This is a genomic window from Streptomyces axinellae (assembly GCF_039532135.1).
Taxonomy (GTDB): Bacteria; Actinomycetota; Actinomycetes; order Streptomycetales; family Streptomycetaceae; genus Streptomyces; species Streptomyces axinellae.
The window spans coordinates 67,612-91,568 of the sequence record NZ_BAAARJ010000003.1; the positions used below are offsets into that span (position 1 = coordinate 67,612).

General features: G+C 72.1%; 27 protein-coding genes. 6 read left to right on the forward strand and 21 right to left on the reverse strand.

Annotated elements, in window-relative coordinates; translation table 11 throughout:
- Nucleotides 1-49: 49 nt before the first annotated feature.
- From ABD339_RS04805 to ABD339_RS04825, 5 genes are read right to left on the reverse strand one after another with little or no spacing between them, the layout of a single operon-like run.
- The gene (locus ABD339_RS04805) at nt 50-511 is read right to left on the reverse strand and encodes an anthrone oxygenase family protein (RefSeq protein ID WP_344562495.1); all 462 of its coding nucleotides are present in this window, start codon (nt 509-511) and stop codon (nt 50-52) included.
- Entirely contained in the window at nt 508-966 is a 459-nt protein-coding gene (locus tag ABD339_RS04810; protein ID WP_344562497.1) for an SRPBCC family protein, read from the reverse strand. The genes ABD339_RS04805 and ABD339_RS04810 overlap by 4 nt, the downstream gene beginning before the upstream one ends.
- A 43-nt stretch (nt 967-1,009) precedes the next feature.
- A complete protein-coding gene (locus ABD339_RS04815; RefSeq protein WP_344563060.1) occupies nt 1,010-2,275 on the reverse strand; it encodes a ketosynthase chain-length factor in 1,266 nt (421 codons plus the stop codon).
- 47 nt (nt 2,276-2,322) lie between these two features.
- Nucleotides 2,323-3,612, reverse strand: coding sequence for a beta-ketoacyl-[acyl-carrier-protein] synthase family protein (locus ABD339_RS04820; protein ID WP_344562499.1), 1,290 nt, complete (start codon nt 3,610-3,612; stop codon nt 2,323-2,325).
- The gene (locus tag ABD339_RS04825) at nt 3,609-4,043 is read right to left on the reverse strand and encodes a cupin domain-containing protein (protein WP_344562501.1); all 435 of its coding nucleotides are present in this window, start codon (nt 4,041-4,043) and stop codon (nt 3,609-3,611) included. The genes ABD339_RS04820 and ABD339_RS04825 overlap by 4 nt, the downstream gene beginning before the upstream one ends.
- Before the next feature lie 222 nt (nt 4,044-4,265).
- Here ABD339_RS04825 and ABD339_RS04830 point away from each other — a divergent pair, with 222 nt between their 5' ends.
- Entirely contained in the window at nt 4,266-4,631 is a 366-nt protein-coding gene (locus ABD339_RS04830) for a SchA/CurD-like domain-containing protein (protein WP_344563061.1), read from the forward strand.
- Between the two features lie 221 nt (nt 4,632-4,852).
- Nucleotides 4,853-6,271 carry a multicopper oxidase family protein gene (locus ABD339_RS04835; protein ID WP_344562503.1) on the forward strand — a complete coding sequence of 473 codons (1,419 nt, stop codon included), beginning with the start codon at nt 4,853-4,855 and terminating at the stop codon, nt 6,269-6,271.
- Between the two features lie 106 nt (nt 6,272-6,377).
- Here ABD339_RS04835 and ABD339_RS04840 read toward each other — a convergent pair whose 3' ends face one another.
- The 12 genes from ABD339_RS04840 to ABD339_RS04895 all read right to left on the reverse strand — a co-directional run bounded on the left by ABD339_RS04840 (nt 6,378) and on the right by ABD339_RS04895 (nt 15,750).
- Nucleotides 6,378-6,902, reverse strand: coding sequence for a pyridoxamine 5'-phosphate oxidase family protein (locus tag ABD339_RS04840; protein ID WP_344562505.1), 525 nt, complete (start codon nt 6,900-6,902; stop codon nt 6,378-6,380).
- The gene (locus tag ABD339_RS04845; protein ID WP_344562507.1) at nt 6,899-7,267 is read right to left on the reverse strand and encodes a hypothetical protein; all 369 of its coding nucleotides are present in this window, start codon (nt 7,265-7,267) and stop codon (nt 6,899-6,901) included. Before ABD339_RS04845 ends, ABD339_RS04840 begins: the two co-directional genes overlap by 4 nt.
- 130 nt (nt 7,268-7,397) lie before the next feature.
- Nucleotides 7,398-8,543, reverse strand: coding sequence for a peptidogalycan biosysnthesis protein (locus ABD339_RS04850; protein ID WP_344562509.1), 1,146 nt, complete (start codon nt 8,541-8,543; stop codon nt 7,398-7,400).
- A 58-nt stretch (nt 8,544-8,601) separates the two neighbouring features.
- The gene (locus ABD339_RS04855; RefSeq protein ID WP_344562511.1) at nt 8,602-9,351 is read right to left on the reverse strand and encodes a class I SAM-dependent methyltransferase; all 750 of its coding nucleotides are present in this window, start codon (nt 9,349-9,351) and stop codon (nt 8,602-8,604) included.
- Between the two features lie 135 nt (nt 9,352-9,486).
- Entirely contained in the window at nt 9,487-9,948 is a 462-nt protein-coding gene (locus ABD339_RS04860; protein ID WP_344562513.1) for an anthrone oxygenase family protein, read from the reverse strand.
- A gap of 3 nt (nt 9,949-9,951) precedes the next feature.
- Nucleotides 9,952-10,332 carry a TcmI family type II polyketide cyclase gene (locus ABD339_RS04865; protein ID WP_344562515.1) on the reverse strand — a complete coding sequence of 127 codons (381 nt, stop codon included), beginning with the start codon at nt 10,330-10,332 and terminating at the stop codon, nt 9,952-9,954.
- Entirely contained in the window at nt 10,332-11,198 is an 867-nt protein-coding gene (locus ABD339_RS04870) for an SDR family NAD(P)-dependent oxidoreductase (protein ID WP_344562517.1), read from the reverse strand. Before ABD339_RS04870 ends, ABD339_RS04865 begins: the two co-directional genes overlap by 1 nt.
- Entirely contained in the window at nt 11,195-11,455 is a 261-nt protein-coding gene (locus ABD339_RS04875; RefSeq protein WP_344562519.1) for an acyl carrier protein, read from the reverse strand. Before ABD339_RS04875 ends, ABD339_RS04870 begins: the two co-directional genes overlap by 4 nt.
- Nucleotides 11,452-11,790, reverse strand: a complete 339-nt coding sequence (locus ABD339_RS04880; RefSeq protein WP_344562521.1) for a TcmI family type II polyketide cyclase — start codon at nt 11,788-11,790, stop codon at nt 11,452-11,454. The genes ABD339_RS04875 and ABD339_RS04880 overlap by 4 nt, the downstream gene beginning before the upstream one ends.
- Nucleotides 11,791-12,657: 867 nt before the next feature.
- Nucleotides 12,658-13,491, reverse strand: a complete 834-nt coding sequence (locus ABD339_RS04885) for an AfsR/SARP family transcriptional regulator (RefSeq protein WP_344562523.1) — start codon at nt 13,489-13,491, stop codon at nt 12,658-12,660.
- 44 nt (nt 13,492-13,535) lie between these two features.
- Nucleotides 13,536-14,492, reverse strand: a complete 957-nt coding sequence (locus ABD339_RS04890) for a thioesterase II family protein (protein ID WP_344562525.1) — start codon at nt 14,490-14,492, stop codon at nt 13,536-13,538.
- A gap of 352 nt (nt 14,493-14,844) precedes the next feature.
- Nucleotides 14,845-15,750 carry an AfsR/SARP family transcriptional regulator gene (locus ABD339_RS04895; RefSeq protein WP_344562527.1) on the reverse strand — a complete coding sequence of 302 codons (906 nt, stop codon included), beginning with the start codon at nt 15,748-15,750 and terminating at the stop codon, nt 14,845-14,847.
- 302 nt (nt 15,751-16,052) lie between these two features.
- On the opposite strand from ABD339_RS04895, the gene ABD339_RS04900 reads away from it, so the two are divergent.
- The 3 genes from ABD339_RS04900 to ABD339_RS04910 all read left to right on the forward strand — a co-directional run bounded on the left by ABD339_RS04900 (nt 16,053) and on the right by ABD339_RS04910 (nt 20,161).
- Complete coding sequence (locus ABD339_RS04900) at nt 16,053-16,424, forward strand: hypothetical protein (RefSeq protein ID WP_344562529.1); 372 nt, start codon at nt 16,053-16,055, stop codon at nt 16,422-16,424.
- A gap of 4 nt (nt 16,425-16,428) precedes the next feature.
- Complete coding sequence (locus tag ABD339_RS04905) at nt 16,429-18,777, forward strand: TOMM precursor leader peptide-binding protein (RefSeq protein ID WP_344562531.1); 2,349 nt, start codon at nt 16,429-16,431, stop codon at nt 18,775-18,777.
- A gap of 76 nt (nt 18,778-18,853) precedes the next feature.
- Complete coding sequence (locus ABD339_RS04910; RefSeq protein ID WP_344562533.1) at nt 18,854-20,161, forward strand: sensor histidine kinase; 1,308 nt, start codon at nt 18,854-18,856, stop codon at nt 20,159-20,161.
- Between the two features lie 109 nt (nt 20,162-20,270).
- Here the strand turns inward: ABD339_RS04910 and ABD339_RS04915 are convergent, their stop codons facing one another.
- Entirely contained in the window at nt 20,271-20,663 is a 393-nt protein-coding gene (locus tag ABD339_RS04915) for a VOC family protein (protein ID WP_344562535.1), read from the reverse strand.
- Between the two features lie 10 nt (nt 20,664-20,673).
- Nucleotides 20,674-21,279, reverse strand: a complete 606-nt coding sequence (locus ABD339_RS04920; RefSeq protein WP_344562537.1) for a response regulator transcription factor — start codon at nt 21,277-21,279, stop codon at nt 20,674-20,676.
- 124 nt (nt 21,280-21,403) lie between these two features.
- On the opposite strand from ABD339_RS04920, the gene ABD339_RS04925 reads away from it, so the two are divergent.
- Nucleotides 21,404-22,762: a cytochrome P450 gene (locus ABD339_RS04925; protein WP_344562539.1), complete on the forward strand. Its 1,359-nt coding sequence runs from the start codon at nt 21,404-21,406 to the stop codon at nt 22,760-22,762.
- On the opposite strand, the gene ABD339_RS04930 is transcribed toward ABD339_RS04925, so the two are convergent.
- Together ABD339_RS04930 and ABD339_RS04935 are read right to left on the reverse strand one after the other, a co-directional pair.
- Nucleotides 22,752-22,964 carry a DUF397 domain-containing protein gene (locus tag ABD339_RS04930; protein ID WP_344562541.1) on the reverse strand — a complete coding sequence of 71 codons (213 nt, stop codon included), beginning with the start codon at nt 22,962-22,964 and terminating at the stop codon, nt 22,752-22,754. The genes ABD339_RS04925 and ABD339_RS04930 overlap by 11 nt on opposite strands.
- On the reverse strand, nt 22,961-23,896 hold the full coding sequence (locus ABD339_RS04935; protein ID WP_344562543.1) for a helix-turn-helix domain-containing protein: 936 nt from the start codon (nt 23,894-23,896) through the stop codon (nt 22,961-22,963). The genes ABD339_RS04930 and ABD339_RS04935 overlap by 4 nt, the downstream gene beginning before the upstream one ends.
- Between the last annotated feature and the right edge of the window lie 61 nt (nt 23,897-23,957).

The window sequence follows — 23,957 nt, forward strand, 5'->3', positions numbered from 1 at the left end:
TCCTCCAAGTGAGTCGGGGTCTTCCGGGTGAAGGTGTCGGGAGCTTGCGTCACAGCAGGAGCGTGAGGGCCGCGCAGTTGACGACCAGGGCAAGGCCGGTCAGTGCGCTGCGCCGCTGGTTCCAGGCGCCCCAGCGCCATCGCGGGTCGCGTTCCGCGAAGTCGTCCGGCAGGTCGTCCGGGTCCAGCTTCTGGACCCATTTGTTGACGGGCACGTTCTTGGTGAGCGAGATGGTGATGGTGGCCGCCGCCAGGGCCGCCCCCGCGACGAACAGCGCGCGGGCCGCCGGGCCGGGGCTGATCGCCGCCAGCCAGAGGTCACCGGCCAGGGTGCCCAGCAGGCAGAGGGGCATGGCCGGGTCGTAGCGGGTGGCGAAGAACGCGTGGGCGTGTACGTAGCGGTCGGCGGGGAGCGCCGCCAGCAGGGGCCAGCCGCCGAGCTGGGTGCCGAGGAGCACCCCGGCGGCCAGGCCGTTGAGCAGCACCACCACGGGGGCGAGGTACGCGATCACCGCCGCACCGCAGCGGCTGCCTCGACCTTCTCCTTGATGAGCTTCATCTGCACGGCGGTGTTGCGGTTGAGGTGTTCGGTCATGCCCGCGTCGGTGACGGGCGCCGCTTCCTTCATGTGGAAGTCCTGGACCCAGCGCATCTTCACGCCGTCGCCCTCGGGCACGTACTCCCAGTAGATGTTCATGTACTCGAAGGGCCCGGTCTCCACCCGGTGGGCGTTCACCGTGCGCCCGGCCGGGTCGGGGAGGCGCTTGGAGACCCAGCTCCAGGCGTTGCCGTCCTCGTCGGGGTGCATGGTGAGGCGGAAGGTGATCTCCTTTTCGGTCTCCTCCAGCACTTCGACGGCGGCGTACTCGCTGAACAGCCGGGGCCAGCTCTTGAGGTCGTTGGTCATGTCCCAGACCAGGTCCATGGGTGCGTCGATGACGATGCTGTTGTCGGTGTGGCCCGCCATGTCGTCCTCGTCTCCTCTCACTTGTCGCTTCTGGCCGGATCGGTCACTTCTCGCCGGGTGCCGGGGCGTCGGGGTGGCCCAGCACGAGGGCCGCGTTGAAGCCGCCGTAGCCGCGTGCGACGACCAGCGCGGTGCGCAGTTCCCGGGGCCGGGGCTCGCCGAGTACGAGGTCGATCTCGTAGCCGGGCGCGGGCGCGGCCGGTCCCACGGTGTGCGGAATGGTCTGGTCGCGCAGCGCGAGCAGCGCGGTGGCGGCGTCCAGTGCCGCTCCGCCGCCGTAGAGCCTTCCGGTCAGGGTCTTGGGCGCGGTGACGGGCACGGCGCGCGGCCCGAACACCTCGGCGAGCGCGGCGGCTTCGGCCCGGTCGGCCGCCGGTACGCCGAGCGCGTCGGCGAACACCACGTCCACCTCGCCCGGCTCCAGGCCCGCGTCGGTGAGCGCGGCCCGGACCGTACGTGCCAGCACGGGGCCCCGGCCGGAGCCGGGCGGCGGGTCGAACCCGGCGGCGTAGCCCAGTATCCGGCCGTAGCGGTGCTGGGCGCCGCGTGCCTCGGCGGCGTCCGCGTCCTCGACGACGAGCAGCGCGCCGCCCTCGCCGGGCAGGTAGCCGCCGGCCTCGGCGTCGAAGGGCAGGTAGGCGCGTGCCGGGTCCTGCACGGTGGACAGCTGCCCGGTGCTGAGCTGGGCCGTCAGCCCGTAGGGGCACAGCGAGGCGTCGGTGCCGCCGGTCATCACCAGCTTGGCGCCGGTACGGACGAGCCGGCGCGACTGGCCGATGGCGTCCAGCCCCCCGGCCTGCTCGCAGCACAGCACCCCGCAGGGGCCGCGCATGCCGTGCCGGATGGAGATCTGGCCGGTGGTGGCGGCGTAGAACCAGGCGATGGACTGGTAGGCGCCGACCCACTCGGGGCTGTGCTGGTAGAGGTTCTCCATCTCATGCTGCCCGAACTCGGTACCGCCCGACGAACTGGCGGTGACGACGGCCATCTCGTACTCGGGCAGTTCGCCCGGCTGCACCCCGGCGTCGGCCAGCGCCGCCTCGGCGGCGGCCAGGCCCAGGTGGGTCCAGCGGTCGGTCTGCTGGATGAGCCTGCTGGGCACCCGCTCCTTGGCGGCGAAGCCGGGCACCTGGCCGGCGAGCCGGACGGGGTAGGGCGAGGGGTCGAACAGGGTGATGCGGCCGAGGGCCGAGGCGCCGTCCAGGACCGAGGCCCAGTGGGTCGCGGTGTCGGCGCCGGTCGGCGCCACGACGCCCAGGCCGGTGACGACCGGGGCGCGAACGGCGGTGGTGACCCCGGTCGCGGACATCGGCGCGGGCCCGGGGCCGGGGCGCGGTGCGGACTCGGTGGCGGTGGTCATGCGGCGCTCGCCTCCCTCTGGTGGTCCACGACGCCGGGCCTGGCCAGCGCCGTGGCGCTCTGGAAGCCGCCGAAGCCGCTGCCGACGCTGAGGATCACGTCCATGGGGTGCTCGCGGGCGGTCAGCGGTACGTAGTCCAGGTCGCATTCGGGGTCGGCCGTGCGCAGGTTGGCGGTGGGCGGGACGACCTGCCGCTCCAGCGCCAGGGCGCAGGCGGCCACCTCGATGGAGCCGATGGCGCCCAGCGAGTGGCCCACCATCGACTTGATGGAGCTGACGGGTACGCGGTAGGCGTGCTCGCCGAGGCTGCGCTTGAACGCGGCGGTCTCGTGGCGGTCGTTCTGTTTGGTGCCGGAGCCGTGCGCGTTGATGTAGTCCACGGCGGTGGGGTCGAGCCGGGCGCGGTCCAGGCACACCCTGATGGCCTCGGCCATCTCGCGCCCGTTGGCCTTGAGCCCGGTCATGTGGAAGGCGTTGCTGCGGCCCGCGTAGCCGACGATCTCCCCGTAGATCCGCGCCCCGCGCGCCTCGGCGGCCGACTTCTCCTCCAGGACGAGTACGGCGGCGCCCTCGCCGAGGACGAAGCCGTCGCGTCCGGCGTCGAAGGGGCGGGAGGCGTGTTCGGGATCGTCGTTGTGGGGCGAGGTGGCCTTGATGGCGTCGAAGCAGGCGGAGGTGATCGGGGACAGCGGCGCGTCGGTGGCCCCGGCGAGCACCACGTCGCTGGTGCCCTCCTCGATGAGCTGCACGCCGTGCCCGATGGAGTCCAGGCCCGAGGTGCAGCCGGTGGAGACCAGCGCCACCGGGCCCTCGGCGCCGACCTCCCAGGCGACCTCGACGGCGAGCGTGGAGGGCACCATGTAGCCGTACAGGTGCGGCACTCCGTAGGTGTGATCGACCAGCCAGTGCTTGCCAGCGTCCGAGAGCAGGACGTACTCCTCCTCCAGGCCCATGGTGCAGCCCACCGCGCTGCCGAGGCTCACTCCGGTGCGCGCGGGGTCGGCGGCGGCGAAGTCGTAGCCGCTGTCCTCGACGGCCTCCCGGGCGCTGACGACGGCGAACTGGGCCGCGCGGTCCATCCGCCGGATCTGACGGGGGCTCAGCCCTGCGGCCACCGGGTCGAAGTCGGCCTCGGCCGCCATCTGGGAGCGGAAGGGCGTCGGGTCGAACAGCGAGATACGGCGGGTGGCGGTGCGCCCGTCCGACAGGAGCTTCCAGAACGCCTCCCGCCCCACGCCGCCGGGCGCGACCACGCCGACTCCGGTGATGACGGCCCTACGGCTCACGAGGCACCGCCGACCGCGGGGTTGGGCTGCTCGGGCCGGCTGACCTGCTCGGTGTCCACATGGCCCAGGTCGGGCCGGGGCGCGAGCGGCGAGAGGTGGAAGGCGGCGTGCGCGGTCTCCGTGCCGGTGTTCACCAGCCGGTGCCGTACGCCGATGGGTATCAGCAGCGAGTCGCCGGGGCCCAGCGGCACCGCCTGGCCGTCCATCGTCATCTCCAGCCGGCCCGTGACAAGGTGCAGGAACTCCTCCGAGTACGGGTGGTAGTGCTCGGTGACGTGTTCGCCCGGCGCCAGGGTCAGCACCCCGCCGAAGCCGCTGGTGCATCCGGTGGTTCTCGGGCTGAGCGTGGTCCTGATGTCGCCGCCGCGCCGGGTGTTGGCCTCGACGTCGTCGGCGTGCACCCGGACGGTGCGCGTGATCTCGGTGGTCACTGACCCCGCCTCCTGAATCCCTGGTTCTCGGCTCGCATCTCGCGGGTCCGCGGCGCAGAGCACCGTCGCAGCCGCGCCTACACATCCGCTCGAACCGGCGTCGATGACCGACGCGGGCGGCCCTGCCCGCCCGCTCCCCAGCGGTGTTCGAGTCCGTGCCGAGCGGTGTGCGGCCAAATGCCCGGCCAGGGAGCCGAATCCGCGACCATCCAGGAGCAGCCCATGCCGTTCGCCGCGATCACCTACGACATCAAGGCGGGCTACGAGAAAGAGATCTCGGAGATCTTCGGGAACTTCCGCCGGGTCGGGTCGCCCGTGGTCAAGGGCGACGACGGGGAGGAGGCGGCGCGCATTCTCGCCACGGCCGTCTTCATCCGGGAGGACACGATGGTCCGGGTCATCGAGTACGAGGGCGACCTGGACACCATCGCCCGCCACATGGCGACCCAGCCCGGGGTCAAGGAGGTCGAGGCCAAGCTCGCCCCGTATCTGACCCGGCCCCGCGACACCGACACCGTCGAGGGCTTCGTGGCCACGTTCCGCCGCAGCCTCCTGACCTGCATGGCCCAGATGTCGGTCCGCGCTTAGGAGCGCGGGGCCGTGTCCTCAATGCGGCTCCCTCGCGCGGGCGCGCCCAGCCCCAAAGGGGCGCGGGGAACTGCGCGACCAGCCTGGGGGTACCTCCCTGCTCGAAGAGCTCGGGGGAGCGCCCGCAGTCTGCGAAGCACAGCCAGGGGCAGCCCCGCACAGCGCCCAGGAACGGCATGCCCTCATCTCCGCCTCCCCCCAACCCTCCGTAAGGAGCTACCGTGCTCACACGCAGAAGCATGCTCAGAGCCGGGGCCGCCACCGGCGTCCTCGCCGCCGTTCCGGCGAGCCTGGTCGTCGGGGGACGCTCGGGTACCGCGCGTGCGGCGGAGTCGCCGTTCTCGGTGCCGCTGAAGGTCATCACCCCGCTGAAGCCGGCCCGGTTGGCGGGCCACGACTTCTACCGGCTCACCACCCGCGAGGCCGATGTCACCCTGCTGCCGGGCACCAGGACCCGTATCCGCTCCTTCAACGGGGCGATGAGTCCGCTGATCGTGGCCCGGCGCGGCCGGCCCGTGGTCATCGAGCAGGTCAACTCGCTCGATGTGCCCTTCGCCATGCACCTGCACGGCGGCCACACCCCCGAAAGCTCGGACGGCCACCCGAAGAACGCGGTGCAGCCCGGCGAGCGGCGCGTGTTCCGCTACCCCAACGAGCAGCGCGCCGCCACCTTGTGGATCCACGACCACTCGCACCACTCGCACGCCGAGAACATCTACCGGGGGCTGGCCGCCACCTATCTCCTCACCGACGACGTCGAGGAGGGCCTGCCGCTGCCCAAGGGGCAGTACGACGTGACGCTCCAGTTGCGGGACGCCAAGTTCGGCGCGGACGGCACGCTGGAGTGGGACCTGCACGACTTCGAGGGCCGCCACACGCTCCTGGTGAACGGCTCGCCGCGCCCCTACTTCGAGGTGGCGGCGCGCAAGTACCGGCTGCGGCTGGTCAACACCTCCAACGAGCGGCCCTTCCTGCTGCAGCTCGGGGACGGCGAGGAGTTCACCCACATCGGCACGGACGGCGGCCTGCTGCCGGCGCCCGTACCCACCCGCATGCTCCAGCTGTGGCCCGGCGAGCGCCACGAGATCGTGGTGGACTTCGGCCGCTACGGGGTGGGCAGGAAGCTGGTCCTCACCAACACCTACCCGTACGAGGGCGAGGCCCCGGAGGTCATGCGCTTCGACGTGGTACGCACCGCCGCCGACCCCAGCGGCGTGCCCGACGCGCTGCGCCCCGTCCCGGACCTGGGGACCTCATCGGTGGAGCGGGAGTTCACCCTCTCCTTCAACCCGCGGACCGGCGAACACCTCATCAACGACAAGCCGTTCGACATCGACCGCGTGGACATCCGGCCCCGGCTGGATGCCACCGAGACCTGGAAGATCACCAACGCCGACACCCAGTTCGGCATCCCCCACTCGCTCCACCCCCACCTGGACGCCTTCCGCATCCTGGACCGCAACGGAAAGCCGCCCGCGGCGGGCGAGGCCGGGCTCAAGGACACGGTGACGGTGATGGCCGGTGAATCGGCCCGTATCCAGCTGAAGTTCACGGATCACGAGGGCCTGTACATGTACCACTGCCACATGCTGGGGCATTTGCAGATGGGCATGATGGGTCAGATGCACATAACCCGTTGAACCAGTACCCGTTGAACCAGTACCCGTTGAACCCGCCGGGCCGGCTACCCGCTGAACCGCCACCGGTCGAACCGGTGACCCCTGAATCCGTCACCCGTTGAACCGGTTACTCGCCGAACCGGTCGGGGAGGGCGTCGAGGGGTACGGCGACGCGCTGGTCGTGTTTGTCGGCGAGCCAGCGCTCGATGTCGAGCAGCCACAGTTCCCGCACCGTCACCAGGTAGAACCGGCGTGGCCCGCCGTCCCGGAATTCCGACAGCGGAAGGGTCCATTCCGCCCGGACGGCGGGATCGGGGAAGTTCACCTCGTAGTAGAGCCGATGGATTTCCGCCAGCCCGGATGCGTCCACCGCCCGGCACTCGCCGGTGAACTGGACTCCGTCCAGGCCGAACCCGGGCAGGCCGGTCATGAAGACCGAACCGGCCACCTGCGGCCGTAGCGCGATGTCGCGGGAGTGCCGGGCCCGGGTCAGGGAGTAGAAGAGCAGCCGCAGCGGCGCGCCGAGGGCGACGTAGTTGACGGTGGCCGCCCACGGTGTGCCGCCGTGGGCCGTCGCGAGCGTCAGGAAGCGGCCCTGGGCGAGAAGGCGGCGGCTGCGCTCGCTGAGCGACGCGTGTTCAGGTGCGGTCACGAGCCGGTCCCCTCCTCCCGCGTCCGGTCGAAGCCCAGGGATACGGGAGGATCGCTCAGCAGCGCGGCGTCCAGCAGCCGCCACCAGCCGGTCTGTTCGGTGCGCCGCTTCTCCCACACCCGGTCGCGGCCCCGCTGCGCGACCGCCCGCCGGTACTGACCCCAGGCTGCCTCGTCGGCGAAGGTCACGGTGTGCTCCAGCGTGTGTACGCGATCACCGATGGTCCGGACCGTCCAGCGGGTGGCCAGCACCGTCTCCAGGCCGTCGTAGAACCACTGTTCGCGCTCCTGTAACCACGCCCAGAAGGCCCCGGGGTCGCGTTCGGCTTCCTCGGTGAGTTCGATCTGGTAGACCATGTGCAGCACGGTTGATCTCCTCTCCCACCCGATGGCGCACGGGTGCGCGTTCGGGCATGCGTGGGGTTCACCTCTCCGGCCGTGCCGCCCTGCGGCGGCCTCCGGGGGCTCCTGGGGACTTCTGGGGACTTCCCCGCGCTCAGGGGCGCGGTGGGCCCGGGGGCTCAGGGGGCCTGGTCTCCCACGCGTCCCATTCCGTTCCCATCGCCTGCGGCCTGCTGCCGCACAGCTCGCGCCAGCGGCCCACCGTATGGTGGTTGTGCGCCGCAACCGCCTCCTCCGTGCGGACTTCACCCTCCGCGGGGAGCACCACCGCGGCCAGCGGGGCGAGCCGCGCTCCCCGGCGTACCTTGACCTGCTGGGCGGATACCGCCAGCCGGACGCGGCGGAAGCCGCACGCCGCCGCGTAGTCGATCAGAGCCCCGTAGTTGAGGGCGAAGTATTCGCCGGAGGGCTTCGCGTGCGCGTAGTCGAACCCGAAGTAGCGGGCGTACAGCCGGTCGTGGTGGGCGTAGCAGACAGTCACCGCGAGCGGATGACCGTCACGCAGCGCAAAGCAGCCCACCGCGCGTCCCAGCGCGCCGGATTCCTCCTGCGCGGCGAAGGAGCGGTCCATCCACTCCTGACCGGCACTGCTCCCGTAGCGCTGCCGGTTCTGGGCGATCAGCCGCGCCGCCTCGGACTCGGCCCCCTCGTCGAGCGGAAGCCATGTGAGGGTGGTCCCCGTCCGCCCGGGGGCCCGCAGCTCGGCTCGCCGCCGGGCCCGGTCACGCCGGGACGCGTGATGGAGCTGCTCGGCCACGCCGCCGACCGAAATGTCGATGTTCGCGTCCGCGTCGTGCAGCAGCGCACGTGCGCGCGGGTGCAGATGGGCCAGCTCGCGCGCGTCGTCGCCGGCGAGGTAGGGCAGTACGACACCGTCCCGGCCGTCCCGCTCGGCCATGGCGAGGGCGCCGTGCAGCAGCTGCTGGAGCACTTCGGCGCGGATCGGGCCGCGCGCGCACAGGAGTTCGTTGTAGACGGAGCGCCGCGTACCGAGCCACAGGTACCTCGGCGACCAGGAGGTATCGAGATCGGGGAACATCTCGGGCAGCGAGAAGAGCCCCGGTTCGTTGCCCTCGCCGGGCCAGGTGGGCACTGCCCCCACCAATCGGTTCCCGTCCCACGCCGTGAGGACGGGGTCGGGGCCGTGGGCCAGCTCCACTCCGCGCAGCCAGCGGTGGCTCTGGTAGAAGTTGTCCGGGCCCACCAGGGCGTCCCATACGTGCGGCGGTACTTCACCCACGCTGGAGAGCCGGCCGATGGTGAGGGCAGGAGTCCCGGGTCCGGCGGGGGCGAGCGTTTCAGCTGCCGGCTCGGCGCTTGTGGCCGACGACAATCGCGGCGTGCGGGCAATCGAGGTACGGCTGGAAGAATTCGCGGCTGTATTCATCGATCCCTTCCTGGGAGACAGTGAAATCAGGCCAGTTGATCTCTTCGCATCCGGCCTCGCGAAGTGCCCGCTCCACAGTGGCGCGGCTCCAGTAGTGCGCCGTGATGTGCTCCTGGTAGGGGCCGAAGCACAGTTCCAAGGTCACTTCGGAGGCATCGGCCCGCGGTTCCGTCTCCCACAGGCGCAGCCCATAGCGTGCGTAATAGCTGGAGTCCGCGTGGAAGGACGGGTTGACGGGCAGCGTCACGAACCGTCCGCCGGGCCGCAGGGCGCGCGCGGCGAGGGAGCACAGCTCCACCAGCGAGGCGTAGTCGGAGACATAGGGCAGGACATACACGCCCAGCGCCAGGTCGAAAGCCCCCTCGGACAGCTCGCCCGACAGGGGCTCCCGCGTATACCGCACGCCCAGCGGCTGCCGCGCCTCGGCCCGCCGAGCCACCTCCAGCATGCCCTCGGAGAGGTCGTACCCGAGCACCGGCCCCGCCCCGCGCCGCTTCAGCTCCCTGCTGTACAGGCCGGTCCCGCACCCGATGTCCAGCACCCGCCGGCCCTCCACCGGACCGAGGGCGCGGAAGACGCTGACCGACTCCATGTGCGCGCGCCAGGGCAGCGCGAACATGTCCTCATACACCTGCCCCAACGGGTCGAAGCGTTCGCTCATACGGCTGTCGTCTCCCTCGGTCCCCCGAAACCGGACTCCTCTCACTGCAACACCCGTGCGAACGCACCGGAACGGAAACGGGGGACGGGTCCGTGAACGCGTTGAATTCCCGCGGAGACGTGCGTGCCCCCTCCGTCAAACCCCGGCCACCGCGACGGCGTTCGCGGCCAGCGCCGCCAGCGCCAGCCCCGTCCGGAGCAGGTGCCAGCGGCGCCACAGGGGGCGGGGGTCTGTCCACTCGGGTGGTAGCGACGCGGGGTCCGTCACCGCCTTGACGCGGCGGTTGATCGGCACGTTGGCCAGGTGGGAGACGGCCGAGACCCCCAGCAGCAACACCGCCGCCGCGGCGAACAGGGCCCGGGGGGCGGGCTCGTCGGTCACGAAGGCGAGGGCCGTGGCCGAGGCCGTCGTGGACAGGACGACGGCGGGCATCGTCGGGTCCCAGTTGCGGCCCAGCAGCTTGTGCGCGTACACGTAGGTCGCCGTCGGCATCGCGAAGAGCGCGGGCAGCACGCTGAGCGCCACGGCGAAGAGGACCCCCGCCGTGACGCCGCTGCCGAGGAGAACGGCCACCCCGAGGACAGCGTCCACCCGCATCGGTCAGCTCCCGGCGGGGTGGGTGTCCACGGTCAGCTGGGCGACGGACCGCATCGTCGCGTCGCGGAAGTACGCCGCGAAGGCGGCGGGCGAGGAGGTGTCGCGCTCCTCGGAGAGGTAGGGCCGGAGCTTCTCCTCCAGCACATGCACCCCCTTCTGGGTGGCCATGTGCTTGCCGACGGCCGCGAAGTCGCCCTCGTAGTGGATGACGCGCACCATCACGTCGTCCTTGATGAACACCCCGGTGCCCAGCAGCCGTCCTGCCGCCCGGCCGTCGTCGCCGGGCAGTTCGGGGGTATCGACGCGCTGGAAGTCGGCGAAGATCTCCGCGATCTCCTCCTCATGGCCGGGCTTGACCCGGTAGGTGATCGCCGCGTATGGCATCAGATTCCTCCATCGACTGTGATCGTGGCCCCGGTGACATAGCGGGCGGCGTCGCCCGCGAGGTAGAGGACGGCGCCGGCCACGTCGGCGGGGCTGCCGAGCCGGCCCAGCGCGGTCAGCGCCGCGAGGCGTTCGGCGAGCCGGGGCGGCAGCGAGCCGCCGTCCGGGCCGGTCTCGGTGACGCCGGGCGCCACGGTGTTGACGCGGATACCGCGCGCTCCGACTTCCTTGCACAGTGCCCGTCCGAAGCCCACGAGTGCCGCCTTGGAGGCGGAGTAGTGGACGCCGAAGGGCCGGCCGCGCAGGGCGACCGAGGCGCCGACGTTGATGACGGAGGCGCCGTCGGCCAGCAGGCCGAGCACCGCGCGGCTGACGAGGTAGGCCGAGGTGACGTTGCTGTCCATCAGCCGGTGCCACTCGGCCTCCTCCAGGTCGGCGAACTTGCTGTGCCCGTCCACGCCGACGTTGTTGACCAGGACGTCCAGGCCCGCCAGCTGGGCGCCGCACGCCTCGGCCAGGCGCGCGGCACCGTCCTGGGTGCTCACATCGGCGCGCACCAGGTGGTGTTCGGCGCCGCTCGCGCGCAGCGCGTCCGCGAGCGTGCGGGCGTCCTGCCCGGTGGTGCGGTGAGCCACCACGAGGCGGGCCCCCGCGGCGGCGAAGGCCAAGGCCGTGGCCCGGCCGATGCCCCGGGTACCGCCCGTGACCAGCACCCGCTTCCCCGCCAGGCCGTGACCAGGCACGGGCCCGGCCTCGCGGGGCACGGCAGCGGGAGGCGCGGCAGCGGGAGGCGCGGCAGCGGGGCGCGCGGAAGGGCCGATATCGGGCCCGCCCGGCGCGGCAGCGGGGGCCTCGTCGGCGCTCATGCCGGCTCGGGCAGGCTCGCGTTGATCATTTTGAGCAGCAGCCGGGGCGTCTCGGCCTCGACCACGGCGTCGTCGGACAGCTCGACGCCGTACTCCCGCTTGATGACGCCGGTCACCTGAAGCAGCGCCAGGGAGTCGTACCCCAGCTCGATGAACGGCGTATCGAGGGCTTCCCCGGTGGTCAGATCGACCCCCTCGGACTCGCCCGCGCATGCGAGCAGCTTGTCGGCCAGCTCACGCTGGGTGAACTCGCTCACTGGATCCTGCCTCCCTCTTTCGTCCAGACGTAGAACGGGTCGGCCATCGCGTCCTTGGGCTCTTTCCAGTCCGGGTCGTAGGGCGACACGCACTGCGCGAGGCGGGTGTTGATGTCCTCGTAGAGCGGGTGGCTGCGGGCGCGGTAGAGGTTGGGTGTGATGTCGTCGTCCGCCTCGACGAGGTGGAAGTACAGGTCGTGGAACGTGAAGAGCGTGCGCCGCGAGACGCCCACCATGTGGGGCAGTTCGCTCGCGTCCGACTGCTGGAAGATGCTGGCGATGGAGTCGGCCTTGCCTGGCTCCATCCGCGCCACGATGAGTGTCCGGTGCGCCACTGTCGCCTCCTTCGGGAAAGGGCTGGGAGAGCCCGCGTCCGGCGGGCTGGAACCCCGCGTCCGGCGGGCGTCCGCGGACGGGATGTCCGCCGCCGCGGGCTGGCCGCAGCGTGCCAGCGGCCTCTACAGCCCCACTCGACCCCGGCCCGGACCGCGCCCGATGTCCGGCCGAACCGCCACCCGGCCCCTCGCCCACGGGCCCGGACGGCGGCCGTGGAGCGCGCCTTCCGGGAGGGCGACAGCGCGGCCCAGGAGTACGTCGAGCCCGGCCGGCTCCCGCGTGGAGCTGACCGGCCGGGACACCACCCGGCTCTCCCCCGTCGCCCCCGTGCTCGGCGCCCTGCTGTTCGGCGGCCGTCCGGGCGGCTGCTGGGCCCGCAGCCGGGCCGACCGCGGCATGACACGGAACGCGGTACCGACCTGGGCCCGAGCGGCGCTTTGAAGGGGCGCGGGCTGTGTCCCATATACGGCTCCGCCGCGCGGACGGCGCCCAGCCGGAGACGCGCCGCACCCTGCACAGCACAGCCAGGGGCCCTCGCTCAGCACATAAAAGAGGGCAACAAAACTGGCGCTAGTGCCGTGACCGGCGATGTTCGCCCGTGAAGGAGCGTCGTCGTGGGGGCACCGCCCGCGCGAGCGGAGCCGAGCGTGGGGCAGCGTGCGCTCGCAAGGCGGCCGGAAGTCCTTGGTCGGGGTCTCCCCTGCTCTGGGGGCACCTCCCGGCCGAAGGCCGGGGGAAAAGTTGAGAGCTTGGGGAAGGAGCTACCAGGGCTTTCGGCCAACGCCGCTGGGGGCGCCCCCTGCTCGTAGAGCTCGGGGGAGTACGTGCCGGGCGGCGCGACAGGGCACAGCTTGCCGGGAGGGGCACTAGCTACCCGCCCGCAGCGCCCGCAAGGGCCCCGCCGCCATACGCGTCGGCTCAAGCTCCGCGGAGGAGTCCAGCACGGCGCACTGGAGCCGCTGGAGGTCGGGCGAGGGGTCCAGTCCCAGTTCCCGCGAGAGCACCCCGCGCAGCCGCTGGTAGACCTCCAGCGCGTTGCCGCGTCTGCCCGACCGGTAGAGGGCGAGCATCAGCTGGGCCTGGATGCCCTCGTGCATGGGGTGCTGGGCCGCCAACCCGGCCAGTTCGCCGACCAGTTCGTGGTGTCTGCCCAGGATGAGGTCCACCTCGATGCGCTGGTTGAGGATGCCCAGCCGGGACTCCTCCAGTCTGGTGGCCTCGATCTCCAGGAGCGGGCCGCACTGCACATCGACGAGCGCGGGGCCGCGCCACAGCTCCAGGGCACGGCGGAACGAGGAGGAGGCGCCCACGAAGTCGCCCGCCTCCAGGGCCCGGTGACCGGCGCCGGAGAGGCGTTCGAACTCCAGGACATCGACCATGCCGCCCTGGGTGTCCAGCAGGTAGCCGCCCGACTCGGTCACCAGGACGCTCTTGGCGCCGTTGGGCAGGTCGGCGGGCGGCCGGTCGCCCAGCGCGGCGGCGATCAGGTTGCGCAGCTGGAGCACATAGGTCTGGAGGGTGGTCTGCACGCTGCGCGGCGGGGACTCGCCCCACAGCTCCTCCACCAGGGAAGTCACGGAGACCACCTGGTCGGGATAGAGCGCGAGCAGTGCCAGCACCTTTCTCGGCTTGACCGCTGTCGGGACGACGGAGACCCCCGATTGGACGACCCTGCACGGCCCGAGCACGCTGATGTCCATCTCCTGCTCCCTTCGGTTCACTTCGCACTACGCGGATAAATGGGTTATCCGCGCCTTGTTGATGCTTTCTCTGCTGTCGGTTCCGCCGCCGTCGGTTCTGCTGCTGTCGGTTCTGCTGCTGTCGGCTTGGCCGCTGTCGGCTCGGCCGCTGTCGGCCTTGCTGCTTCCGCCCTTGCCGACGTCGGCTCATGCGTCGCGCTGTGTGCGGCGTTGCCCTGGCGCGCGTGCCGGGGCTGCGGCGGGGTGCGGTGGCGCAGTTCGGCGGCGAGCAGTTCGGGCAACACGGCCTCCCTGACGAAGAAGTGGCCGCCCGGGACGGTGTGCAGCGCGAAGGTGCCGCCCGCGTAGTGGCGCCACTCCGCGACGGCGGCTGCGGTGACCGCCTCGTCCTCGGTTCCGGCGAAGGCGTGTACCGGACACCCGAGCCGCTCCCCCGCACCCTCGCGCAGGCTCGCCGCCAGGTGGAGGTCGTCGCGCGTGGTGGACAGCAGCGTGCTCAGCCGGCGCGGGCGCTCGAACAGGCAGGAGGGCAGCGCCCCGTAGCGGTTGAGCGCGCTCAGCAGACTCTCGTCCGACAGGCCCCGGTGCTCGGTCAGTGGTGTCGGCAGGTGCGGCGGCGGACAGGCGCCGAGCCCCAGCAGCACCGGCCCCGGCTGCCCGGTGCGCTGCCGGTGCTGGGCGAAGCGGTAGGCGACCAGCGCGCCGAGGCTGTGCCCGTAGAAGGCGTACGGCGCCTCCTCCAGCAGCGGGCCCAAGTGCGTGTCGAGTTCCGCCAGCAGCCGCGCCCCCTCGGTGATGCGGGGCTCGCGCAGCCGGGTCTCCCGGCCGGGCAGCCGCACCGGCAGGACCCGCACCTCGGGGGTGAACTCGCGCTTCCAGCGGGCGAAGGCCAGCGCCCCGGCTCCGGCGTGGTGGAAGCAGAAGAGCCGCAGCGCGGCGCCGGGTTCGCCGTCCTCGCCCGGAGCCGTCCGCCCGGGAGCCACGCCCAGATACGCGTTCATGTCCTCCCCCTTTCTGCGGTCCCGGATCCCGGGGCGGCGTCAGTGAGGGCCCGATCCTCACGACAGATACTGGACGACGGCTTGAAGGGGGGTGGAACGGGCGTGGGGGGCGCCTTCGAGCCGTCACGGTCGTGCGCCGGGCGCGCGTGCGGGCCGCCAAGTGCCGTGTTCATACCGGGTGTTGACCGCGTTCCGAAGGAGGTGCGAGTTCCGGAGACCGAGCGGAAGCCGGCGGGTGGGCGGGCGGCGGCGCGCCGCTCCTCCTCGGCGCCGACGGTTCAGCCGCGCGCCGCCCCGCAGCCGTGCACCACCGGGCACACAGGGCGCTGGGGCCGGGGGCCGCCTCCGTCACTCATCCGGCGATCCCGGCCGCCGCCTCGCCCGCTCCGGCGGGGTCGCTCCACGCGCTGAGCGCGTCCTCGCCCCGGAGGATGGCCTGGTGGAGCCGGTCGAGGCGGGGGGAGGGCTCCAGGCCCAGCTCCTCGACCAAGGTGGCGCGCAGCCGCTTGAAGGCGATGAGGGCGTCCGAGGAGCGGCCGTCCTGGTGGAAGGCGACCATCAGCAGCGCGTGCAGGTTCTCGTAGAGCGGGTAGCGGCCCCGCAGTGCGCACAGTTCGCCCAGCACTTCGCGGTGCCGGCCAAGCCGCAGGTCGGCCGCGATGCGCCGTTCGACGGCGCCCAGCCTGCTCTCCTCCAGCCTGGTGACCTCGATGGCCAGGTGCTTTCCGTGCGGCAGGTCGGCGAGCGCCGGGCCCCGCCACAGGGCGAGCGCGGCGGTCAGCAGGCGGGACGCCCTGGCCATGTCGCCGGACTCGAAGGCGGAGTGGCCCGCGCGGGTCAGCCGCTCGAACTCCAGGGCGTCGATGGCGGATTCGGGAACCTCCAGCTGGTAGCCGCCGTGCCTGGTGACCAGGATGTCCTTGTCGGTGTCCGGGCCGGAGCCCTGGCCCGCGCCCGTGTCCCGGCCCGCGCCCCGGGCCTTCCCGCTGCCCGCGCCCCGGTCCGCGTACCGGCTCCCGGGCTCGCTCAGCGCGGTGCGCAGCCGGCGGCGCAGCTGGAGGATGTACGTCTGGAGTGTGGTGGGCGCGCTGCGCGGGGGATCGGCGCCCCAGACCTCTTCCATGAGGTCGGGCACCGGCACGATGTGCCGGCTGTGCAGGGCGAGCAGGGCGAGGATCTGCCGCGGTTTGGCCGCGCTCGGCACGATCGGGACTCCCGCCGTCTCGGCGTGCAGAGTTCCCAGCACCCTGATGTGCATGTGGTGCCTCCCGTTGGCTGTCAGGCCGCACCCGGCCGCATCCCCGTTGACCGGGCCGGGTCCGGCGGATCCCCCGTGGAGAGACCCGTTCAGGAGAATCGCATCAGCTCCCGGGGGACGACAGTGAACAACTCACGACCTCGGTAGCGATATCGCGGCGGAGCGGACCATGAATTCTTCACATGGAGGTTCATGACGCCCCCACTGGCAAGCGGTTGTGGTCCCGCTCACACTGCTGATTGCGCCACCGACCCTCACGATCGGGCCACTCCCCACACCAGACGGTTACCCAGTGTTCCCACATGACGGGAGACGTCACGATGTCAGGTCACGCGCTCTCCAAGGTCACTGTCAACCACCCGCAGTCCGGGGCCGGTTCGGTGGACCAGGACTGGCGTTTCGCGGAACTGACCGCGCAGTGCTACCTCGACCCGGCTCTGGCCGTACGCTACGCCGTCGAACCGCACGGCGTGCTCGCGGAGTTCGGCATCCGCACCGAAGCGCACACCCCGGTCCCCGCCCTGCCGTCCGATACGGGGGGCGAGCTGACGATCACCAGCCTCGACCCGCACGACCCGGTACTGGTCGCGCCCCAGCTCACGGGATCCATGGTCTGCCGGGTCTCCGACGACCCCCGCGACCTCGCCCCCGTCCGGCGCGACACCCTGCGGTGAAGCGGTGGACGCCGCGCTCGACCGGGTGGCCTTCCGCCGCCATCTGACCCCTGTCGTGGTGCCCGGGGATGCGACCTACCTCGTCTCCGAGCAGGGCGTCACCGCCATAGGGAGTGACGCCGTCGCCGCCTTGGCCCCGCTCCTGGACGGCAGCCGCGATCTGGCGGCGCTGGTACGGGATGCCAGGGAGACGCTGAGCCCCGCCGCGCTCGGCGGGCTGCTGGCCCAGCTGACCCGGGCCGGCCTCGTGGACCGGTTCGCGCCGCCCCGGCCGGACGCCCGCCAGGGCCCCGGGGAGGGAGACCGGCAGGACGCGGAGGCCGCGTTCTGGGAGTGCGCCGGGCTGCACGGGGACCGGGCACGCGAGCGGATGGCCGCGGCACGGGTCCAGCTCAGGGACCTGACGGCCGGGTCCGGCACGGGAGGCGCACAGGCGCTCACCGACGCCGGGCTCACCCTCGCCGGCCCCGGTCCCGCCCCCGGTGGGAGCGGCACCGCCCCCGACCCGGGAGGCGGCCCCGCGGTCCCCTCGACCCCCGCGACCCCCGCCCTCACCGTCGTCCTGTGCGACGACTACCTCTCCCCCGCCCTGGCCGCGATCGACCGGGAACAGCGAAGAACGGGCACCCCGTGGCTGCTGGCCAAGCCCTCCGGGGTCACGGTGTGGATCGGACCCGTCTTCCAGCCGGGCGCGGGGGCCTGCTGGCAGTGCCTGGCCCACCGGCTGCGCCACCACCGGCAATCGGAGCTGTACCTGGGCGAGGCCCTCGGTATGGCGGCCCCGCCCGCCCCGCCCCGCGCGGCGACCGGCGCCAGCCACGCCGCGGCGCTGCACATGGCGGCCCTCCACGCGGCCAAGTGGCTGGCCGGGTTCCGGCACGAGAGCCAGCAGGCCGTGTGCACGCTGGACGGGCTGCGCCTGGTCGCCAAGCAGCACCGCGTGGAGCGCCGTCCGCAGTGTCCGGAGTGCGGCGATCCGCTGCTGGTCACCCAGCAGGTGCGGCGCCCCGTACGCCTCACCTCCCGTCCCAAGCTCGAACAGGGCGGCGGCGGGCACCGGGCGCTGCCCCCGCGGCAGATCCTGGAGCGGTACGAGTACCTGGTGGGCGAGGTCACCGGGGTGGTGCACACGCTGCGGCGCGATCCGCGCTGCCCCGAGTTCCTCAACTCCTATCTGTCCGGCTCAAATCCGGCCGTCACCGGCCGTGGCCTGGGCGGGCTGCGGCACGCGCTGCGCGCCCAGAGCGGCGGCAAGGGCGTCAGCGAACTCGACGCGAAGGTGGGGGCGCTGTGTGAGGCGCTGGAGCGGTATTCGGCCACCTACCACGGGGACGAGCCGCGGGAGGCGGCCCGGCTGAGCGAGCTGGGCGCGCGGGCCGTGCACCCCAACCGGTGCCAGCTCTACCACGAGCGGCAGTTCGCGGACCGGCTGCGCTGGAACGCGGCGCACCCGCCGTTCCAGTACGTGTGCGACCCGCTGGACGAGGACGCCGTCCTCGACTGGACCCCGGTGTGGTCGGTCACCCACGGCACACACCGCCTGCTGCCGACCGGAATGCTGTACTACTCGGCGCCGCAGCCCGCCGACGCCTGCTATGTGCGGGCCGACTCCAACGGCAACGCGGCGGGCGCCAGTTTGGAGGACGCCGTGCTCCAGGGCTTCTTCGAGCTGGTGGAGCGGGACGCGGTGGCCCTGTGGTGGTACAACCGCTCGCGGGTGCCGGGCCTGGACCTGGACTCGTTCGCCGACCCGTGGCTGACCGCGACCCGCGAGCAGCACGCGCGGCTGGGGCGCGAGATGTGGGCACTGGATCTGACCTCGGACCTGGGGGTACCGGCCGTCGCCGCGCTCTCCCGGGTCACCGAAGGGCCGCGCGAGGACATCGCGTTCGGCTTCGGCTGCCACTTCGACCCGGGCGTCGCGGTGCGCCGCGCCGTCACCGAGCTGAACCAGCTGCTGCCCGGCATGCTGGACGCGCGCACCACGGCCGAGGACCCCGAGCTGCTGGACTGGTGCACCCGCAAAACGGTGGCCAACCAGCCCTATCTGCTGCCCGATCCGGCAGCCCCCGCCCGGGTGTGCGGGGACTTCCCCTACACCCCGCGCGAGGACCTGCTCGACGATGTGCTGGCGGCCGAGGCGCTGGTGCGCGGGCACGGGATGGAGCTGCTGGTACTGGATCAGACGCGGCCCGATCTCGGGATTCCCGTCGTCAAGGTGCTGGTTCCCGGACTCCGCCACTTCTGGGCACGCTTCGCGGATGGCAGGCTGTACGACGTACCGGTGCAACTCGGCCGTCAGCCGGCGCCGACTCCGTACGACGGCCTCAATCCGATCCCGGTCTTTGTCTAGTAATGGCGCTCATGGTCGGCGAGAGCGCGCCTACGATCCGGGCAAAGGGGCGGCAAAGGTCACGGGGAGACGCACGGTGGCGAAGCAGGCACGCAACGAACCGTCGTGGAGAACGCGCAGCGGACAACCGTGGGGGAAACGGGCCTACGACGCGCTCCGAGGAGCGCGGCACCGGGACCTCGACGGCCCCGACACCCGCTCCGCCTCCCGTATCGCGCTGATCCTGCTGGTGGTGACGCTGTGCGGCTTCCTCAGTTCGGCGACGCTCCACCTGCTGACCATCGGCGGTTCCCTCCTCCAGATCCTGGGGGGAACCGCCGCCCTCATCGGCCTGTTCGTCACCCAGCTCATGCGCTCGGCCCCCCGCACGGTCCCGCTGCGCCGCAGGCAGGTCCACCTCCTGCTGTGGGTGCAGGCCGTGCTGGTGTACGCCCCGGTGGCGCTGATGGGGGCCTCGTGGGTGAGCCTGCCGGGGCTGCTCGCCGGCTCGATCCTGCTGTCCTTACGCCGCACTTGGGCATGGACGCTGACGCTCGCCGTGTGGGGCAGCGTCTTCTGGCTGACCTCGCTGTACGGCTTCACGGAGATGGAAGGCGTCTACATCAGCGTCTCCAGCATGACCACGACGGCGGTCGTTGTCGGGCTGACGCTGCTCTCGCAGATGGTGACGCGGCTGCGCGCGGCCCAGCGGGAGATCGCCCGGCTGGCCGTCGAGCAGGAACGGCTGCGCTTCGCCCGGGACCTGCACGACCTGCTCGGCTACAGCCTCTCGGCGATCACGCTGCGCAGCGAACTGGCCCACCGCCTGGTGGACGGTGACCCGGTACGGGCCAAGAGCGAGGTCACCTCCGTCCTGGAGGTCTCCCGGCAGGCCCTCGCCGACGTGCGGGCCGTGGCGCGCAGCTACCGCAACATCTCGCTGCCCGCCGAAATCTCCTCCGCCGTCTCGGTGTTCGAGGCGGCCGGGATCGAGGCCGAGGTGGACACCTCACTGGAGCGGATCCCCGACGCCGTGGGCACGGTCCTGGCGACCGTGCTGCGCGAGGGGGTCACCAACATCCTGCGGCACAGCAAGGTGCGCAAGTGCGCGATCACGGTCGACGGCGACGCGGGCCGCGCGGTGCTGCGCCTGGTCAACGACGGGGTGCAGCCGCGCCCCGACCCGGCGGACCCCACGACTCCGGCGCCCGACGCCTCGGGCGACACCGGCGGCGGCAGCGGCATCGGGAACCTGTCGGCGCGCGTCGGCGCGGTGGGCGGCACGCTGAGCGCCCGGGAGGGCGAGGACGGCTGCTTCCACCTGGAGGCACGCATTCCGCTGATCCCCGCCGCCCGCCCCGGCGACCCGGGCACCCAGGCGCCCCCGCTGTCCAGCGCGGTATGACCCCCACTGTCCAGCGCCGTGTGAGGAGGTGAGGGCGCTGGACAGCGCTGCGCGACGGGGGCCGGGGAGCTGAACGAGCAAGCCCTGTGCGCGGGCCGGTCGTGGCCCGTCACCCGCGCGGGACGAGCCACTCCTGAAGTTCGACGAGGTTTCCCTCCGGGTCCTTGAGGTGGGCGACTCGCATGCGCTCCGTCATAGGGGCCGGGCCGTGGACGAGTACGGCTCCGCGCGCGGCGATCTCTTCGCAGTAGCGGCCGAGGTCGTCGATCCGCAGCACGACAAGGGACCGGTAGCCGGACGCCTCAGCGGCGAGTTCGCCCAGGACCTGGGCCATCTGCGTACGGTCCTGCAAGGCGATGCCCGCGCCGCCGCTGTCGGGGGTGAACTTCGCGTACGGTCCGGCCTCCGCGGCGAACTGCGGCTTCAGCCCCAATACGTCCCGGTAGAAGCGGTAACAGCGGGGAAAATCCGTAACGAGCAGGCGGACCTGGGCAAGTTCCATCGGTGTCTCCTCACAGCCAGCCCTGTTCGCGGGCGATGCGCAGGGCGTCAACGCGGTTGCGCGCGCCGAGCTTGATGACGATCGCCGTCAGGTAGTTGCGCACCGTCCCCACCGACAGGAAGAGCCGCCCGGCGATGTCCGCGGCCTCCGCGCCCTCGGCGGCCAGCCGCAGGACCTCCGTCTCGCGCGCGGTGAGCGGATTCTCCCGCGCCGACCAGGCGTCCAGGGCGAGTTCGGGATCGATGACCCGTTCACCGGCATGGATGCGGCGGATGGCGTCGGACAGCTTGCTCGGCGGGGCGTCCTTGAGCAGGAAGCCGGAGACATGGGCCTCCAGCGCGCGGCGCAGATTGCCGGGCTGGCCCAGGCTGGTGAGGATCAGGGTGCGGCAGGAGGGCAGCTTCCCGTGCACCTCGGCGGCGGCGGTGAGCCCGTCCATGCCCGGCAGGTCGATATCGATGACGGCGACGTCCGGGCGGTGCGCGAAGACGGTGGGCAGGATGTCGCTGCCGGAATCGACCTCGGCGACGATCTCGATGTCGCTCTCGATGTCGAGCAGCGCGACCAGGGCGCCGCGGACCATGTGCATGTCCTCGGCGAGCACCACTGAGATCATCGTCGAGGTCCCCCGCGGACTCGGCCGGCTGCCGTGTGACAGTTCGGGAGGTGACAATACCGCCTCACGTCCAGGCCAACACCGGCTTGACCGCAACCCGAGGCCAGGGCTCGACAGTGGGCGCATGCCGCGACATTCCGTCCACACCGCGCGCACCGCTCGCGCGGAGCACGCCACTCGCGCGGGGCACGCCGGGCTTCCGGGAGCTGCAGGACCCCTGGAAGGTGCGGGGCCCCCGGAAGACGCCGGGCAGACCGCCCGCCCGTACCCGCCGCCCCGCGAGTCCGCCACCGAGGTGCCGTCCGCGTACGCCCGGCTGCGTGCCGAGGAGCCCGTCTGCCCCGTGACGCTGCCCAGCGGGGATACGGGGCACCTGGTCAGCCGCTATGACGATGTGCGTGCCGTGCTCGCGGACCCGCGCTGCTCGCGCGCGGCGACCGTACGGCCGGAGGCGCCCAAGCTGACGGCCGTACCGTTCGACGCGGGCGGGCTGTTCACCATGGATCCGCCCGAGCACACGCGGCTGCGAGCGCTGGTGGCCCGCGCCTTCACCCCGCGCCGGGTGGCGGCGATGCGGCCCGGGATCGCGCGCCTGGCCGGGGAGTTGGCGGACGCGACGCGCGCGGCGGGCGCGCCCGCCGACCTCAACGAGACCTTCGTCTTCCCCTTCCCCGTCGCGGTCATCTGCGAGCTGCTCGGCGTCCCGTACTCCGACCGGGAACGCTTCCGCACCTGGTCGGACGCGGTCGTCTCGCTGACCGCGCACTCCCCCGAACAGATGCGGCAGCACAAGGGCGCGCTGCTGGCCTACCTCCAGGAACTGGTGGCCGAGAAGCGGCGCCGGCCCGGGGATGATCTGCTGAGCGCGCTCGTCCTCGTACGGGACGAACGGGGTGCGCTGAGCGAGCGCGAACTGCTCACCATGGCCATGACGTTGCTGATCGCGGGCCACGAGACGACGGTCGGGGTGCTGGGTGCCTCCGTCCTCACCCTGCTGCGGCGGCCGGAGCGGATGGGGCTCGTCCCCGGGACGGAGGCGGGCCTCGCCGCGCTGACGGAGGAGCTGCTGCGGGTCAACCCGATCGGGGACGGCGGCCCGCTACGGGTCACCACGGCGCCGGTCGAGGTGGCGGGCACGGTGCTGCCCGCCAACAGTGCGGTGATCGCCGCCGTTTGCTCGGCCAACAGGGACGCCACCCGCTTCCCCGAGCCCGACCGCTTCGACCCGGGCCGGTACGGCACCTGCGGCTCCGGCTCCGGCGGTGCGGCCCCGGACCGCCCGGGTCCGGCCCCGCACCTGGCCTTCGGCCACGGCCCGCACTTCTGCCTGGGAGCGCCACTGGCCAGGGCCGAACTCCAGGTCGCGCTAAGGACGTTGGCGGAGCGCTTCCCCGCGCTCCGGCTGGCGGTCCCCGCCGAGGAGATCACCATGCGCCCCGGCCTGCTGGTGAACCGGCTCACCTCGCTGCCGGTCACCTGGTGACGAGGGCTCCCGTCTTGACCCTCGTGACGAATGCCGCGAACGCGGCAGCGGGGAACGCGAGAACGGGCCCCTCCGCGACCTTGCTGTCCCGCACAGGGACGACGCCCGCCGCCACGGCTGCGGCGGGAGACCACTCCAGGCAGTTGCCGCCCTCGGGGCTGCTGTAGCTCGACTTGACCCACTGGGTCGGGACAATCGTCACGGGAGTCTCTCCATCTGCTCGGTGATCACACGCGCGCTCTCGCGCGCGGAAAGAGCTTCGCTTGTCAGTTCATCGTAGGTCCGCAGTGCTGTCCGCACACGATCGAAATCCTCGATGATGCCAGCGGTTCGGTAGTTCTCGACGCAAACAGAAACTGCCTGGTTCGGGGCGGTGAGGAGCGTCACCGGCCAGTCGCACAGCAGGTGGGCCGGCGCGTCCAGAGGAAGGACCTGGATGCGCACAGTCGCTCGCTTTCCGGCATCCAACAGGACTCCGAACTGGCGGCGCATGACCTCTGGAGGGCATGGACGTCGAAGCAGGACCGACTCACAGAGCACCACACGGACATCAGGCGGGGCCTCCCCATCCAGGACCTCCCGACGCCTCGTCCTGCTGGCTACGAACGCCGCCACCTCATCGTCCCCCGCCCGGGGCGAACCTCCCCTGAACAGGCAGCGGGCATAGTCGGCCGTCTGGAACAGGCCCGGGATGATGGTCGGGGACCATTCCCGGATCTCCACGGCGGCCCGCTCAAGGGCCATGCGCCGTCGGTACAGCGACGGGAAGGAGGCGGCAATGATCTCCTCGTACAGCCGCTTGAAGAGGCCGTCCGTCGCGAACACTTCGTCCAGCAGGGCCGGAAGTTCCGCCGGGATCGGGCCCATGCATGTCTCCACGCGGGAGATCGTGCTCTTGGAGGTGCGGGCCATCCGTGCCAACTCGGTCTGTGTGAGCGGGTGATCGGGGTACAGCTCGCGTGCGCTCCGGCACTCCTCGGCGAACACCCTGCGCGGGTCCCGCGCGTCGCCCGCACCCTCGGCGTCCCCGGCGCGCCCCTCATGCGCCGTTTCTTCCCCCATTACTTCCCCCTGACCGTAGGTGTGGTCATGCGTCACAGCGGTGTGGTTTACGACGGTCAGCGATACGCGCATATGCCCAGGTGACCAACGCCCGTATCGGGCACCGAAACCCTCCTCACCGTAGCGGTTCGCA

Coding starts and splice junctions, on each gene's coding strand:
- ABD339_RS04810 (WP_344562497.1), bottom strand. CDS start 966: ATGGCGGGCCACACCGACAACAGCATCGTCATCGACGCACCCATGGAC.
- ABD339_RS04815 (WP_344563060.1), bottom strand. CDS start 2,275: ATGTCCGCGACCGGGGTCACCACCGCCGTTCGCGCCCCGGTCGTCACC.
- ABD339_RS04830 (WP_344563061.1), top strand. CDS start 4,266: ATGCCGTTCGCCGCGATCACCTACGACATCAAGGCGGGCTACGAGAAA.
- ABD339_RS04855 (WP_344562511.1), bottom strand. CDS start 9,351: ATGAGCGAACGCTTCGACCCGTTGGGGCAGGTGTATGAGGACATGTTC.
- ABD339_RS04860 (WP_344562513.1), bottom strand. CDS start 9,948: ATGCGGGTGGACGCTGTCCTCGGGGTGGCCGTTCTCCTCGGCAGCGGC.
- ABD339_RS04865 (WP_344562515.1), bottom strand. CDS start 10,332: ATGCCATACGCGGCGATCACCTACCGGGTCAAGCCCGGCCATGAGGAG.
- ABD339_RS04870 (WP_344562517.1), bottom strand. CDS start 11,198: ATGAGCGCCGACGAGGCCCCCGCTGCCGCGCCGGGCGGGCCCGATATC.
- ABD339_RS04885 (WP_344562523.1), bottom strand. CDS start 13,491: ATGGACATCAGCGTGCTCGGGCCGTGCAGGGTCGTCCAATCGGGGGTC.
- ABD339_RS04890 (WP_344562525.1), bottom strand. CDS start 14,492: ATGAACGCGTATCTGGGCGTGGCTCCCGGGCGGACGGCTCCGGGCGAG.
- ABD339_RS04895 (WP_344562527.1), bottom strand. CDS start 15,750: ATGCACATCAGGGTGCTGGGAACTCTGCACGCCGAGACGGCGGGAGTC.
- ABD339_RS04900 (WP_344562529.1), top strand. CDS start 16,053: ATGACGGGAGACGTCACGATGTCAGGTCACGCGCTCTCCAAGGTCACT.
- ABD339_RS04915 (WP_344562535.1), bottom strand. CDS start 20,663: ATGGAACTTGCCCAGGTCCGCCTGCTCGTTACGGATTTTCCCCGCTGT.
- ABD339_RS04920 (WP_344562537.1), bottom strand. CDS start 21,279: ATGATCTCAGTGGTGCTCGCCGAGGACATGCACATGGTCCGCGGCGCC.
- ABD339_RS04925 (WP_344562539.1), top strand. CDS start 21,404: ATGCCGCGACATTCCGTCCACACCGCGCGCACCGCTCGCGCGGAGCAC.
- ABD339_RS04935 (WP_344562543.1), bottom strand. CDS start 23,896: ATGCGCGTATCGCTGACCGTCGTAAACCACACCGCTGTGACGCATGAC.